The organism is Enterobacter sp. JJBC, assembly GCF_036936505.1.
Taxonomy (GTDB): Bacteria; Pseudomonadota; Gammaproteobacteria; order Enterobacterales; family Enterobacteriaceae; genus Enterobacter; species Enterobacter hormaechei_C.
Genome location: NZ_CP136935.1, coordinates 2,692,946 through 2,707,402 on the forward strand (window position 1 = coordinate 2,692,946; position 14,457 = coordinate 2,707,402).

Annotated in this window: 20 protein-coding genes; all 20 read right to left on the minus strand. The window is 53.9% G+C overall.

What is annotated here, in order from left to right:
• Positions 1–4: 4 nt before the first annotated feature.
• The gene (locus RY075_RS13040) at positions 5–2,455 is read right to left on the minus strand and encodes a phage tail tape measure protein (RefSeq protein WP_338627770.1); all 2,451 of its coding nucleotides are present in this window, start codon (positions 2,453–2,455) and stop codon (positions 5–7) included.
• On the minus strand, positions 2,445–2,567 hold the full coding sequence (locus RY075_RS13045; protein ID WP_338627771.1) for a GpE family phage tail protein: 123 nt from the start codon (positions 2,565–2,567) through the stop codon (positions 2,445–2,447). Before RY075_RS13045 ends, RY075_RS13040 begins: the two co-directional genes overlap by 11 nt.
• 32 nt (positions 2,568–2,599) lie before the next feature.
• Positions 2,600–2,908, minus strand: a complete 309-nt coding sequence (locus RY075_RS13050; protein WP_338627772.1) for a phage tail assembly protein — start codon at positions 2,906–2,908, stop codon at positions 2,600–2,602.
• Positions 2,909–2,964: 56 nt separating this feature from the next.
• Entirely contained in the window at positions 2,965–3,483 is a 519-nt protein-coding gene (locus RY075_RS13055) for a phage major tail tube protein (protein ID WP_338627773.1), read from the minus strand.
• Between the two features lie 12 nt (positions 3,484–3,495).
• Complete coding sequence (locus tag RY075_RS13060; RefSeq protein ID WP_338627774.1) at positions 3,496–4,689, minus strand: phage tail sheath protein; 1,194 nt, start codon at positions 4,687–4,689, stop codon at positions 3,496–3,498.
• 194 nt (positions 4,690–4,883) lie between these two features.
• The gene (locus tag RY075_RS13065) at positions 4,884–5,309 is read right to left on the minus strand and encodes a tail fiber assembly protein (protein ID WP_338627775.1); all 426 of its coding nucleotides are present in this window, start codon (positions 5,307–5,309) and stop codon (positions 4,884–4,886) included.
• Between the two features lie 9 nt (positions 5,310–5,318).
• Entirely contained in the window at positions 5,319–7,532 is a 2,214-nt protein-coding gene (locus tag RY075_RS13070) for a tail fiber protein (RefSeq protein ID WP_338627776.1), read from the minus strand.
• A gap of 11 nt (positions 7,533–7,543) precedes the next feature.
• Positions 7,544–8,074 (minus strand): phage tail protein I, encoded by a 531-nt coding sequence (locus RY075_RS13075; protein WP_338627777.1) that lies wholly within the window; start codon positions 8,072–8,074, stop codon positions 7,544–7,546.
• Positions 8,067–8,975: a baseplate assembly protein gene (locus RY075_RS13080; protein WP_338627778.1), complete on the minus strand. Its 909-nt coding sequence runs from the start codon at positions 8,973–8,975 to the stop codon at positions 8,067–8,069. Before RY075_RS13080 ends, RY075_RS13075 begins: the two co-directional genes overlap by 8 nt.
• 5 nt (positions 8,976–8,980) lie before the next feature.
• Positions 8,981–9,331 (minus strand): GPW/gp25 family protein, encoded by a 351-nt coding sequence (locus RY075_RS13085; protein WP_338627779.1) that lies wholly within the window; start codon positions 9,329–9,331, stop codon positions 8,981–8,983.
• Positions 9,328–9,969, minus strand: coding sequence for a phage baseplate assembly protein V (locus RY075_RS13090; protein ID WP_338627780.1), 642 nt, complete (start codon positions 9,967–9,969; stop codon positions 9,328–9,330). The genes RY075_RS13085 and RY075_RS13090 overlap by 4 nt, the downstream gene beginning before the upstream one ends.
• Before the next feature lie 130 nt (positions 9,970–10,099).
• Entirely contained in the window at positions 10,100–11,416 is a 1,317-nt protein-coding gene (locus tag RY075_RS13095; RefSeq protein ID WP_338627781.1) for a potassium channel family protein, read from the minus strand.
• 139 nt (positions 11,417–11,555) lie between these two features.
• Positions 11,556–12,008 (minus strand): phage virion morphogenesis protein, encoded by a 453-nt coding sequence (locus tag RY075_RS13100; protein WP_050870920.1) that lies wholly within the window; start codon positions 12,006–12,008, stop codon positions 11,556–11,558.
• Positions 12,001–12,468: a phage tail protein gene (locus tag RY075_RS13105; protein ID WP_050870921.1), complete on the minus strand. Its 468-nt coding sequence runs from the start codon at positions 12,466–12,468 to the stop codon at positions 12,001–12,003. The genes RY075_RS13100 and RY075_RS13105 overlap by 8 nt, the downstream gene beginning before the upstream one ends.
• On the minus strand, positions 12,431–12,676 hold the full coding sequence (lysC, locus tag RY075_RS13110; protein ID WP_338628652.1) for an Rz1-like lysis system protein LysC: 246 nt from the start codon (positions 12,674–12,676) through the stop codon (positions 12,431–12,433). Before lysC ends, RY075_RS13105 begins: the two co-directional genes overlap by 38 nt.
• The gene (gene lysB / locus RY075_RS13115; protein WP_338628654.1) at positions 12,564–12,917 is read right to left on the minus strand and encodes an Rz-like lysis system protein LysB; all 354 of its coding nucleotides are present in this window, start codon (positions 12,915–12,917) and stop codon (positions 12,564–12,566) included. Before lysB ends, lysC begins: the two co-directional genes overlap by 113 nt.
• 68 nt (positions 12,918–12,985) lie before the next feature.
• Positions 12,986–13,495, minus strand: a complete 510-nt coding sequence (locus tag RY075_RS13120) for a lysozyme (protein WP_338627783.1) — start codon at positions 13,493–13,495, stop codon at positions 12,986–12,988.
• Positions 13,479–13,700, minus strand: coding sequence for a hypothetical protein (locus tag RY075_RS13125; RefSeq protein ID WP_001354073.1), 222 nt, complete (start codon positions 13,698–13,700; stop codon positions 13,479–13,481). The genes RY075_RS13120 and RY075_RS13125 overlap by 17 nt, the downstream gene beginning before the upstream one ends.
• Positions 13,691–13,894: a tail protein X gene (locus RY075_RS13130; protein ID WP_023209074.1), complete on the minus strand. Its 204-nt coding sequence runs from the start codon at positions 13,892–13,894 to the stop codon at positions 13,691–13,693. The genes RY075_RS13125 and RY075_RS13130 overlap by 10 nt, the downstream gene beginning before the upstream one ends.
• Positions 13,894–14,400, minus strand: a complete 507-nt coding sequence (locus RY075_RS13135; protein WP_338627784.1) for a head completion/stabilization protein — start codon at positions 14,398–14,400, stop codon at positions 13,894–13,896. The genes RY075_RS13130 and RY075_RS13135 overlap by 1 nt, the downstream gene beginning before the upstream one ends.
• Positions 14,401–14,457 lie beyond the last annotated feature (57 nt).

The window sequence follows — 14,457 nt, forward strand, 5'->3', positions numbered from 1 at the left end:
GCCCTCATCCATCGTGACGCATACTTGAGCGCTGACGCGCACGGTTTTGCTGGTCAAGTCTTTCGACGGCTTCGCGGAGCTGCCGGTCAAGGTCTGTACCCGGTGCGATGCCACCATGTAGGGTGATGTTATATTCTGGCTTGCTCTGGTCTACGTAGGTCTTCCCGGCAGGAACCGGCACCGGGTGATACCACTGAGAATCGCCAAATAACGGCGTTGGTCTGATAGTGGACTCTTTACCCAATCCCGTTGCAGCATTGGCTTTTGCGGCTTTCTGGTCAAGATCGCTCGACTCATTATTGATTACCCCGAGCTTCTCCAGTAACCAGTTAACGCCGCCGCGCAGTTTGTTAAAACTATTGAGCGGTAACATCAGCGCGTCGGCCAGCAATTTACCGAACATCACCCCCGCATTTTTGCATCTGTCGAGTGTCTCCTGCGTTGCCTTCACCGGCGCTATCAGGTCAGTGAACCACTGCCAGACCCCGCGCAGTTTTTCGATGATGGAATCAAACACCGGCGCGAGCGGCGAGAAGATTTCAGCCACCGGTGCAAAGGCCGCTTTAAGCCCCTCCACCACACCCGAAAAGAATGCGCTTATTGGCTCCCAGTATCTACGGATAAGCAGCGCCCCGGCCAGAAATGCAGCAACCACAGCCACAACCGGCCAGGTAACTGCAACGAGCACAGAGACAATGGCACTCCCCATTGCGGCCATCGTTGTACCGAGAAAACCAGCAGCTGCGATAATCGCGTTTATGCCTGTAATAACAGGCCATGCAATCAGGCCAATCCCTCCCAGCACGCCGACCAGCGCCAGCCCACCGGCGACAAGATTAAACAGGGTTTGCGTCAGTTCAGGGTTAGCTTTCGCCCAGGCTGAAACCTTACCAAGCCACTCAGTCGCGGAAACCGTCAGGCGGCGCAGTGCTGAGTTTTCTTTGTCGAATACCTCAATCTGCAGGTCTTCCCATGCTGACTGCAGGTTTTTCAGATCGCCGTCGAGGTTGTCCGTCTGTATTTTCGCAATGCGCTCGGTCGTGCCTTTAGAATCACGGATTGTCTGGCGTTTCTTATCGAGTGAGCCATCACCGGCGGCGGCGACCAGCTTGATCGCCCCCTTCATGGCTTCCTCACCGAAAATTACTTTCAGATATTCGCCCTGCTCTGCGGTGCCGAGCTTGTTTTTCTCAAAGGATTTGTGAATCGCTTTGAGGATTTTCTCGACCGGCAGCATGTTCCCTTTTGAGTCTCGGGTTTTCACGCCTAATTCTGAAATGGCCTCAACGGCCTTACCCATAGGAGCCTGCAGACGGTTGAAAATGGCACTCGCGCCCGTACCGGCCATCGAGCCTTTAATCCCGTTATCCGCAAGAATGCCGAGCATGGCGGTCGTGTCTTCGATGCTCGCCCCTGCAGCCTCAGCAATTGGCGCGACATATTTCATCGCCTCGCCCAGCTCGACGAGGCCGGTGTTTGATGACGTAAAGCCTTTCGTCATCACATCCGCGACACGCTCAATCTCGGTGGTCGGCAGGTTAAATGCCGACTGCATGTTAGTGATAATGTCGGCGGCTTCTGCGATATCCACGTCGGCCGCGAGGCTCAGGTTTACGGTCGAACCGGTCGCAGCCAGTACGTCATCGGCGTTATAGCCCGAGCGTGCGAGCGTGGTCTGCGTGCGCGCTACATCACCCGGCGAAAAGGCGGTTGTCGCACCGATATCACGCGCCTGTTGACGAATGGCCGCGAGCTTATCGTCGCCCTTATCGAGCCCGAGGATCGCCTGCGTGCCTGACATCTGCTTATCAAAACCGATACCCGGCGCAATAAAGCGTGACGCACCATAAAGCCCGGCGGTCGCCACCCCGACGCCCACCATCCCGGCATTACGCGCACCGGCGGCGAGCTGTTGCCCGGATTCATATCGGCTTTTTACCGCGCTGAGTCTGGCCTGTTGCTGACTGACGCGCGCCAGTGCATCACGTTGCCGGTTAAGCTGCGCGGTTGTTTCGCTGATGCTGGATTTCAGACGGCGCTCATCCGCCGACAGCGTGCGGGTGTTTATGCCAGCCTGCGCGAGCTCGGTGCGCTGGCGCTGTACCGACTGCCTGAGCCCGTTATATTTGAGCTGCAGGTCAACGGCGGATTTCTTTGCAGCCTCCATCGCGCGCGCCTGCGCGCTAGTGGGGTTTTCGGTGTTTTTAAACTGGACGGCCAGCGCTGCGGCCTCCTGTTTCGCTTTGTTAAGCGACTGACCGGTCACGGCAAGCTGTGCGCTCGCTTTCCTGAATCCGTCAATTCGGGACGCCTGCGCATTCAGATCTCGCAGGGTGTTTTGAGAAGTGCGGATATCGCCAGCAAGGGATTTGCTGGCGTTCTGGATAGCTTTAAGCGGTCGGCTTGCCCGGTCTACTGCGTTAAGCAGCACCTCAAGTCTGACGTTATTGCTCATGGTGGTTTCCGCTTCGCTGCAGCGCCTTATCGCGCCATGTGATGAGATCGGTCACGCTCAGGGAATTCAGCTCTGATGGCGGCCAGTGAAAAATCACCGCGATATCCGCCATCAGGTCATCGACCGACAGGTTATCGGGGAACGTCAGCGAACCGAAGATGGCGACAAAAAACCAACCACCTTACCGGCGAACAAAATCAGGTCTGACGCTTCCAGACGCATGACCTCATGCTCGGTGAGCGCCGGGTACGTCATACGCGGCAGCACCTTAATCAGCGCATCGACGTCAGAGTTTGCCAGCGAGGCCAGACTCACACCGCGCAGGGTTCCCGCGTTGGGTTTTGTGACGATCACCTGTTCGATTTTCTGCTCACCGCGCATGACAGGGTTGTCGAGGATCACAATGTTCGGGTTTTCAGTTTCGGCAGTGGCGATTTCGTTGATGTTTTCCATGATGTTTCTCTCGTCAAAGTTAAATGACCGGTCAGCATTGCCGACCGGTTAAGGGGTTACAGGCCAATCGCCTTACGGTGTTCTGCCAGACGGTCGACGCCGTCGACTTTCATCACCATGTTGACGACGTCAATCTCGATGACCTCCTTGCCGTCAATCGTGAGCTGGTAGTACGAGCACTCGGTCGAGATTTTGGTCGTGCCGCTTTCGCCCTGTTTGTTTTCGCCGCCGTCGTACTCCTTGTGACGGCCACGCATGACCACCTCAACGGCGGAAATTGCGCCGGTGTCGTCGCGCTGGAATGAGCCGGTGAAGCGCAGCGGCACGCTGTCCGCACCCGGTGACGCGTACTGCGCCCACAGCTCGACGTCAGGCAGGCCGCCAAGCGTCCACTCAAGCGACAGCGCGTCGTCATCGAGACCGAGGTCAATCGAGACCGAGCCCGGCATCCCGCCGCCACGGTATTTCTCAAGCTTACGGGTCAGCTTTGGCAGGGTGACGGATTCAACAACGCCCATATAGCTGAGGCCGTCGTTAAACATATTCAGGTATTTCAGTTTGCGTGGTAACGCCATGCTCTCAACTCCTTAGCTGTTGACCGACTCTGACAGGTTCGCCAGATAGGTATCGGTGATGCGCTGGCGCAGGGTCAGGTTTTCCAGCGGTGGGACGGGGGTGTAGTCGTAATCGATATACAGTTTCCCCACCTTCAGCGTTTCGACGCTGTTAGACTCCGGGTCGTACCAGCAGGAGCCGTCAACGATATAGCCGTTGTTTTTCAGCTCGCGGAATTTGGCATTGATACCGGCGACGATGTCGCGGATAAGCGTTGCGGTGACGGGTTTATCAATCGCCCAGGCGTGCGCCTCCGCCATCGTGTCAGCAAGTACCTGCGCCGTGCGGGTGTAGTTTTCAAACAGGAATAACGGGTCGTCAGAGCAGGTGCGGTTGCCCCAGAACTTAAAGCCGTCGTTACGAATCAGCGTGGTGACACCGGCCTGATTAAGCAGGTTTGCGTCGGTGGCTTTCTCCTGCAAATCCCACGAGACCGAAGCGTTGACGCCGGTGACGCCATTCACGCCGACGTTAGAGAGCGTTTTGTGCCAGCCGGTCTCCTGGTCGATTTTGGCACGCAGGCCGAGCGCGCGGGCGGTCGCCCATGCAATATCGGTTTCGTTAGCCGTGGTGTCCCATGCCAGAAAATCAGGGTGAATGACCATCAGCTCGCGCTGGCTGAAGTTCTCACGATATTTGATGGCTTCGGAAATGGTCTTGCAGCCCCACGCGCTGATGTAACCAAAGGCGCGCAGGCTCTGGCAGGTCGAGGCAAGTGCGGTCGCCACTTCCAGAGAATCCAGACCCGGTACGCCGAGAATGCGCGGCTTGACGCCGGTGACGGTCTTTGCAGTCAGCAGCGCTTTCAGGCCGGTGTATTTACCGTTCTCGTCGGTCGTGCCGATGATGTTGGAAATGGTCTCTTTCTGTGCCGCTTCGGGGTCTTCCGGGTCGTCGATACCTTCGGCCACGCGGACAACCACAACGACCGGCTTGCACTGGTCGGCAATGGCCTGCAGGGATTTTGATAATGTGCCTTTTGTACCGGCTTTACCGATAGCGTTTTGCACGCTGGTAATCAGCACCGGCTCATTAAGCGGGAATGTTACGTCATCAGCATCGCTGGCCGTGCAGACCATGCCGATGATGGCCGTCGAGACGGTGGAAATGGTGCGCGTGCCATCGTTAATCTCGATGACCTCGACGCCGTGGTGATAGTCGCCCATCTGTTTAACTCCGTGTTTAAGGGGTGCGACTATTTTCTGTTGTGTGTGAGATGCAAGAAACGTAATACCGTTGGAGGGGGGATAGTACAACGCGCAGTGAGCGGGTGAAGCGTGCCGGAAAGGTGATTGAGCGTTTTTAGCGCTTAATCAAGAATAAGACCCTAAAAATTAACCCGCATAATGCGGGTTTTTTGTTAATCGTTCGATGGTGGCTCAGGCCATTCTATTTCTGGTGCCAGAGAAGTATCAACACGGCTGAGTTCCACACTGAAAATTTCCCATTCTTTAAGCCACTGCAGTTCTTCTTCTGATGCAATGCCATACTTGACCGCCCTCTGAAGGGGCAAAATCATTTCTTCAGCTTTGCTTGCAAGACGGCTTTTTTCATCTTCTGCTATTGCAGCGTAATCAATAACCGGATCAGAAAGTAGTGGCTTGCCATCGCTGTCAGAAGTAATCACTTTTCCCCTGCCTTGCCCCTCCAGAAGTGAATTATAAAGTTCTTCGCTGATTTCTACAGCATCCCCCGGCCAGCCATCAGGGCTGTTCTCATAAAGCTCTTTCATTGATTCAGGATAAAAGCCGTTTTCTTTCTTACTCCAGAAATATCTGTCTTTCATGTTTGCATCCTATTTACCAAAGGCCACCCAGAACGCCGTTTTTTCAGGATTGCCGTTTGCACCATAATTGAAACCAGTTTTACTGTGGCTTAACGATCTGATGTTGCTTGATGACTCGGAAAGGTTACCTGTGCCCGCATCGCTGAGCGTAAGCAGTACGCCCATGCAGAAATTAGGGAACGCCTTAGGAAAATTGACGACTGTGTTGTAGCCCGTTCGGGTTACTGTTCCCATCTGTATAATCAGACCGGTCGTACTGTCCTGCTGCCACCCTCCGGCAGCAGAAAGTGAAGCGGTGTTTTTGGCATTGTACCCCGCATCGGCTTGCGCTTTGGTGTAGTACCGGGCATCGCTCTCAGCTTTGGTATATGCGCTAGTTTTTGCCATATACCCATTGTCTGATTCTGCTTTGGTGTATGAATCACCCGTCTTCGCCAGATAAACGACCGCGGCCGTCGCCGAGTGGCGCATATAGGGTCGTGTTGCATCACCACTTGCAAAACCGGCATTCGATGCACTATCGCGCAGCAAATAACGGTTATCAAAATTGGCATAATTGCTTGGAACAGCCTGACCATATATATTGACGTTTTTTCCATTTGTTGCGGTGATATTTATTGAGCCGTCGCTCTTCAGATTAATACTGTTATTTCCGCCCTTGTAATTATTGAAAACGACATCAGCATTATTTGTTGAACCAGCTCCTACATACCAGTGATTGACATTAGCCGAATCAACAGAAATTAAGTAACTGGCATAACCCGCTGTTTTTGGCTGTAACCTGATAGCCTCACCATCAAAGTTCACGATGAGTTTTCCCGACATCGTGTCGCCAGTTTTGGCAACTGCTCCAACTTCTCCTGCAGTGGGTTTGTAAAATTCGGTGTAAATTTTCCCCCAGCCACCAAACACCCCTTGCGGCGTAGATCCGCACACACCCAACATTGGAGCCTGCCCACCCTGTTTGGCAATAATATGCACCTGCGAACCAGAGTCGTAACCAAAGCTAATCAAAGAGGCATTGCCATATGATGCTTCACTCTGTACGGCGTAAAATCCGTTGCGCAGCGGTTTTAATGCATCCACTCCCGGAATCAGATTATCCGTACCATACCCCCCAAGACTCATCCAGCCAGTAGTCAGCACACGGCCTGTTGTCGTATCGGTCTTTGAGGTGACAATATCTTTAGATGCAGACGTTCCGAGAGTGTCTTTAATCGCTTTAGACGCTGTGCTCACTGCCTTTGCCGTCGCCGCCAGCGTCTCCGACGCGCTGTCGATCGCGCTGCTGAGCTGAACGATACCCTTTCGCGCCGTGGTGGCGTCCTGCGCCGTGTATTTCCCACTGGCAAGGTCATACGCCGACTTAACCGCTTTTGGCGTCGCTGCGAGCGTCTCAGACGTGCTGTCGGTCGCACTGCTTAGCTGGACAATACCCTTTCGCGCCGTGGTGGCGTCCTGAGCGGTGTATTTCCCGCTGGCAAGGTCATATACCGCCTTAACGGCTTTCGGCGTCGCTGAGACGCTCTCAGACGCGCTGTCGGTCGCACTGCTTAGCTGGACAATACCCTTTCGCGCCGTGGTGGCGTCCTGAGCGGTGTATTTCCCGCTGGCAAGGTCATATGCCGCCTTAACGGCTTTCGGCGTCGCTGAGACGCTCTCAGACGCGCTGTCGGTCGCACTGCTTAGCTGAGTGAAACCCTTTGCGGTGAGCGTGGCGTCAGGATGGCGGCGGGATTGCTCATGCTCCGCGAGCTTGTCGTCGACGTAGTCCTGCGTTGCCATCACCGTTGAGGTGTCGATGGTCAGCTCGACTGACTCGATGTCGCTCACCATGATAACCATACGCACGGTCTGCGCGCGCCCTGACCCCTCTGCCAGCGCTGGCTTGTAGCTTTCGGCCATATTACCGACCGCTATCAGCGTGCCGGTGTCATCATAGAGTCCGAGCTCACGCATCCAGAAACCGCCGGTCTCAGGCGGGATAAGCAGCTCCGCTACGATATAATTTTTATTCCTTTTGTCCTGGCTGATTTTGTTCAGCGCGTGACGCCAGACCTCTTTGACGAGTTTTGTCTGGTTTGGATCTGGCACCGGCAGCGTGCCGCCGCCGTCTCCGACGGCCATCACCGTAAAATTCACTTTCTTGCCGTTCGGGACGGTCGCTGCGGCCAGCTTGATTGCACCGGCTTTGGTGATGACCGTTTTATATTTCACTGTCATTGTGCTCTCACTTATCCGGGGTAAACCGTTATGATGTCGCCGTCATAGGTCAGGGCGCCGGTGTACATATGGCCGGGGATGTCCTGAATAATATTGAGGCCGATTAGATGGCGGCTGGCTGGCTTTGCATCTGCGATAAGACGCTCCATTTCGTAATACATTTCCTCGGTGATGCCGGTCTCTAACACGCCGATATCGAGGCGAAACGTGCCGGGTGGGTCGCTGGTTTCCCACCACTCAGTAACGTTAATCAGGTAGCCGAGCGGCTCCACCACGCGACGCACTGCGCCAATCGTTCCCTTGTGCGCATGGATAAACCACGCCGCGCGTATCACATCCCGCTTTGTGGCCTCTGGCCAGTTCTCATCCCAGCGGTCAACGGAAAACGCCCACGCCAGCCACGGCAGCAGGTTTGCCGGGCAGTCGTCAGGGCTCCAGAGACGGCGTAGCGCGACGGGGGTATTTTCAATCTCAGCGCAGGCGCGCGCCGCCGTCACCTCAAGCGGTGACGAGCCCACCGGCAACAGGCGGGTATCATTCATCGTTGCCTCCGATAGTCACGCTGTACTCGCTGCACCATGACGCCTGCGTCTCATCGAGCACGATGTCGGCCACCGGCGCGGCCAGCTCGACGCGCTGCACGCCCTCGACGTGGAGGGCAGCATAAATGGCTGATTTGCGGATATCACGCCCGAGCCGGTGCTGCGCGCTGATATATGCCTGCAGCTTTGCTTTTGCCGCACTGAGCACCGGCTCACTTTCAGGGCCGGGGTACAGGTAAAGCGATGCGATGATTTTATAATCGACGATTTTCGCTGACTGCACGGTCACGCGGTCAGCGACCGGTCGGACGTCCTCGTCATTCAGCGCAGTGCGCACGATGGCGAGAAGCTCGTCAGAGGCAACACCATTATTTTCGCGGGACAGCACCGAGACCGTCACACACGCTGGCTCAGGACTGATGACGGAAATATCTGCGACACGCCCGTCAGCGCTGCGACCATGAAACTGATATGAGCCGGTCGAGCCTGCGGTACTCAGCCCCTCAAAAGCCTGTTGAATGCGCAGACGGTAGTCGGTGTCCGACTCCATTACGGCTGGTGTCGGCGGAAACGTGGTGTCGTCTGCAGGCGTGATGACGAGGCGCTCAACGTTGTAATTTCCGCCTATCTGGTCGAGGTCGCTGTCGGCAGCGTAAGCCAGCATGACCGCACGCGCGGCCTCGTTTACGCGCTGTCGCCAGATAACTTCCCGGTATGCGTTTTCTTCCAGCAGCTTAACAAGCGGCTCTGATTCAAGCATCAGCGTGCGCGCGACGGCCTCCTGCTGTTCCTCGGGGTATAACGAGACGAGCGTCGCCTTTCGTTCGCTCAGGATGGTTTCATAGTCCAGCACTTCCACGACATCAGGCGCGGCGAGCTGGTTCAGGTCAACAATTGCCATAGCGTTTAACTCAGTGGGATGGTGAGGGAAAAGGACTGTCCGCCGGTCAAGCGCGTGCCGGTGATATCGACATACAGCCCGCCGTCGGTCTCCGACCGCTCAAAGGTGATGGTCGTCAGGCTGATGCGCGGTTCCCACTTCTGGATCGCGGAATAACACGCGGCCATAATCTGCAGCCGTAGCGCCGGGCTCTGAGGCTGGTCAATCAGCGCTGACAGAAGGGATCCGTATTCACGACGCATGACACGCGAGCCAACCGGCGTGACCAGAATGTCGCGCACACTCTGCCTGATATGTTCGGCCTCAGAAACACTGAGCCCGGTCTGGCTGTTCATACCGAGATAACGCACCGTCATTGTGTCCCCTTAGTCCAGCTCCCGCCGCTCTGTACGTTGCCGTGCGCGTGGTCATCCACCTGCACGCCGTTGCTGATAAATTTCCCGCCGGTGTGCTCGATGTTCCCGGTCATCTTCCCGCCTTTCTGCACTTCCAGCGTGCCGGTGGTCAGCTTGTTGGTGCACACCACCTCGGGTGTATCGAGCGTGATGCGGGTCGAGGCTTTCACAAGTACCACCGGCACGGTCGCCGTAATGGAATCTGACGCGGTGACGTCGGCGGTTTTGATGCCTGATACGGTGAGCGCGCTGTTTTGGGGTTCGTACTCGATGACAGCACCATCAGGAAAGGCGACATGAATCGCATCGGGCGAGGCAGACGGCGCGGGATGGTCATCAGAGAAAATGCCCGGCAACACAAAGGCAGTATCGAGCTCTCCGCCGATGGCCAGCAATAACACCTGCTCACCTACCGAGGGAGCCCACCACACGCGAGAGCGACCGGCGCGACAGGTGAGCCAGTTAAGCCAGGTGGTTTGCATACCGCCGGTCTGGACACGACACACCCCCTCGTCGAGGTCTACGTCGGTCACAATGCCGGTGCGGATAAGGTTGCGGATCGCGCGTGCGATTTCCTGCAGAGAATTTAGATTATTCATGGGGAAAGGATGCCGCCAGTGGATGACGACGGCAATTCAATGGAGCTGTATGATGAATAGAACAACTAATGCTGCAGGGTGTTCAATGATGACAGAGACTGTTTCTGCTCAACAAATTATTATATAAAAGCTAATATCGTTTGGCCTTAGAGGCATAACCCGCAAGAAATAACCCCATAAGAACCAACCCGGAAAATGATTCAACCGCTGAAAACAAGCGCAAAAAATCGCTTTCTTGAGTAATATCACCAAAGCCTAGCGTGGTAAATGTAACAATACTAAAATAAAGTGCCTCAACAAATGTTTGAGTGTTGGACTTCGCACTAAAGTAATAAACAATAGTAGAGAGACAAACGATCAATAAAGATGTACCAAGAGCTCTTAATGGCCTCTCCCCAAAACCCCAAACAAAATAGTTAAATGCATCAGGAAAACTTTTCAAAAACATTTTCACCTTAAACCTGAACCTTTGCCTCTTGGTCATTCTAAATGTATGATCTCTAAAATTTCGCCATGAACAAAGCGACTCTAACATTAATGCCTTTCTTTTCTTATAGTAATACTCACCTGCTTTTGAATAATCATTTGCATTACTAAACAACTTTGTGACAACATCGAAGAAATCACTTTCTGATTGATATGAAAATTTCCTTTTTCGATCATAGGTGAACTCACATTGGCTATCAAAACGAGCAAAATCACAAACCGCATTAAAATTACAACCATTAACTTTCATGTGCATGATATTTGCCGAACAGAGTTTCAAATCAATATGACATCTATTAAAAGAAAATTCTTGAAAACTTCCATTTTGTAAAATTATCCCATTATGCTTTATTTGAATTTCCGATAACTTACATTCTTTAAACTTAAGAAATGCGACACTACCATCTATCACGAGATTAACAGCAGAGGAACAATATATGTAGAGGTGACTATTATTCATTGGCTGTATAAGGTTTAGGTTATCTAGCGATACAAAATCTAATAACTTGTTTGAAAGATTTGTACCTTTTAAAATTCCACCACCTAAATTTCTCAAAGGAACTTTACCCATAAAATAATGGTGCCCCTTCATAAATGCATTAATAGAAAATTTACTTCTCGCCACATTGCACTCGTCATCACCGACTTCACTTCTTAACCAGAGGAAGTAAGGGGTTAACACAATAAAATCTTCTATCCATGCACTTTTTTTCTTTTCCTCGAAATCCATAACCCCGTCATCCCATAAATATACCTTACCGTGTTGCTTGCATAGATAAAGAATAACATCACTTATTAAAAATCTTGATAAACCATGTTCAAACATGATCTCTTTGGTAATCCCTTGTTGCTTCATCCATTTTTCAAAACGAGGCAACTCCTTTTTGAATAATTCGAATAAAGGAGGATAATCAATCGCTCGACGCATCTGATTAAATTTTTCCGCAGACAACTCAAACATACCCAAAAGACCTCTATTTGACCATTAAAAGACCCAGACACATAATCTTAAGTGATTAGTGAGCGTTATGCTAGGTAATCATATTGATCAAACTTGATTAAACCTCCAACAATCATAAGAAATTAAAGCCCCCTGTATGTCACCTCAAAAAACATACTTTGTATATTATCTCTTCTATAAGCTCTTTATCGCTAGGATTAACACCCAACAATTTTCGCTCTGGGTACTTTAAATCTGAAACATATCGATTTGGCCGGTCTTTAAGGCCGTAATGATGAATCTGGGCGATGCGCTGCACTTTGCCGGTAAACTCCACCACCGCGCTGTTTTCACGGCCAGTGGCTTTCATGTACCGGCTCGTGCGGAGTTTCTGGAACATAGCCCGCTTAATCCGCCCGGTCTTAGCCCTGAGAGGCTGACGCTTTCGCGCCTCATAGGGCGAGCCGTCCGGGGCTTTTTGCTGTTTGATGCGTTGCTGTTGCGACTTGCGCAGCTCCTTTGCTATCTCTCCGGCAAGCCGTCGGCGTGCAGCCGGTGACAGGGCAGCAATCAGACCGTTGAGCTTTTCGTCAAAGGGCTTAAATTCACTCATCCCATTTGCTCACCAGTTCGCCGTTGATGTAGAGCTCTTTTGGACGCGTGACGGGCTCCGGCAGCGGCGGCTCAGGGACATAGCTTACGTGCAGCGCGCCGTTTTCCTCCCTGATGATGGTGCGCTCGGTGAGCTGCAGGCTGATGCTAATATCGACGCTGTCCCCGTCGTTCAAATCCATTTGGAAACGGTAGCCCTTTTTGCGGCCGTCATCGAGCGTGCAGATATCCGGCTGGTTTTCCCTGAGCCATGCGGCCACCGGCACGAAAATCAAATCAGGGTCGCCCACAAAATCACACACGATCACATTCAGGGTGTAAATTTTCTCATGTGAGAGCGAGGCCGCGAGCCGCGCATCGATATTTCCCTCATCGGCAAAGATGCGCATCATTTCGGGGTTTGTTTCAAGCTGCGGGACGGCTTTAATCAGCGCTTCGCGCAGGCTGCGTGCTTTCTTCATCGAGTTTATCCTGACAGTCTTTGACGGTTTCAACCTGCAGCGCGCAGGCGGCGAGCGCGTGCTCAAGCCTGCGAATATCGGCGCTCAGGTCGCCATTAGTGGCTGGGTCGCTTCCCGGCATCGGGCAATAGCTCACCTTCGGGCAGGTGCTGTAAACAATGACCGGCGGAGGCGCAGGCGGCGCGGGTGTGCAGCCGACGCACAACATCAGGCAGCTCAGCGCTGTACCAGCGGCGTAGGGTTTCATTCTCATTTATCAGCCTTGTAATGGTTTCTTCACGTCGCACGGCCATTGCACCGGCGGCCAGCAGTTCGCCGCGTAGACTGACCTGCGCGGTTTCATTTCGCCTGGCAATTCCCTGCGAAACGGAAAGCTGATTTTTCAGCATTCCGATCGCAGTTTTTTGTTCCGTGGCGACCCTGTTCGCCCGTTCAAATGAGCGCGTCAGGTTGCCGTTTTCATGACGCTACCAGAGCACAACCGCCATCAGCGCGGCCAGTAAAAACAACATTACTTTCATTGAATCCCCTTGAGGCAGTAAGCACGCTCACGCGCGCGGCGATTTTCCAGCCCTTTGTTAATTTCGCCGTTCACGTAAACCCAGCGGGTGAGCTGGTCACACGCCTGCGGCCATTGCTGGCGTTTGATAAACGAGACCAGAGTCGACCGGCAAGCCGCGCCGGTTCCCACGTTGAATGAGAAACTGACAAGCGCGTCGTAAACCTGCGGCGGCATTTTCACCGGCGCGCATACGGCCAGACGTTTCTCGACGTTCAGCACATCCGCGACGAGATTCGCCGCCACCTGCCGCTCGGTGATTTCCCCCTTTGGCACGACGCCTGCAGTGTGGCCGATGCCCGACGTCCACACTCCCGCGCTGCACTGGTAAGGCGTCAGGCGACAACCTTCGAGGTCGGCAATCAGCGCCAGCCCCCCGGGCGAGGTGTTAAGCAGACGAAAGTCAGGCATCAGTGCTGCCAGCGCCAGCACGGCGGCCACACTGCATTTTTTAACGATTGATTTCACGAATAGCCCCTTTATCGAGTCCGAGCGATGTCAGATAGAGGTACGTCTTGCGCTTAAACCAGTAGTTCGTCAGCGCGGTAAAAATGGCGCATCCGCCGCCCACGTAAAGCGCCATCTTTTCGGGGGACATTGCCCCGACATACGCCAGCCCCACGGCCAGCCAGTAGGCGATAAACGTGGTGATTTTTTCCATACTCAGTCCCATAGATTCACCGTTTCGGTTCTGGCCGCGCTCTCGGTCTCGGGCAGCTCTATTGCCGTGCCGTGCGGCAGGATCACACCGAGCTCAGACAGGCCGGGATTAGCCTCTAAGACGGTTTCGACCACGCCCTCAGTGCGCCCGTAGTACCGGGCGCAAATCGCGTCGAGGGTGTCGCCCTGCAGCGCATACGCTTTCATCAGATTTGCCCCACAATGCACCGCGCTTTGTCCTGGATACGCGCCACAGACCAGCGCATATCCCGCCACATTTCATCGATAGTGCTGTCGATGCTGTCGGCTTTTTTATCCCCTTTGGCGGACGCATCCACGCCGCGAAAACGTTCATAAAGCGTGGCCGTCGTCATCGAACATACGGCGTTGAAGTAGTGGAAAACGCGCACGCTCTCGCCGTCGAGCTTGTCCGTCGGGACATCCGCCAGCGTGGCGTAACCGGCATCGAGCTGGCTTTCGCGCCAGTCGCTCAGCTCCGCGTTAGTCTCCGCGATCGCGGTCTTAATCGCCCGGCGCAGGCGAACGGGGGAAACGGTCTGCTCTAAACGCATTTCCTCGCGCACGCGCTTCGGATCAACGTCAGGAAAAAACGGGGTGTTTTTGATTACCGGCTCGCTCACGCCCGGTGGCGGTATCACCACGCCCGGCACATCCTGCGGCTCTTTTTTTGGCTCAATAATCAGCGTCGTCATGACAACCTCGGGTAATGGGTGGGCGGTGGACGCCGGTCGCAGTCAGGGCAATAGATA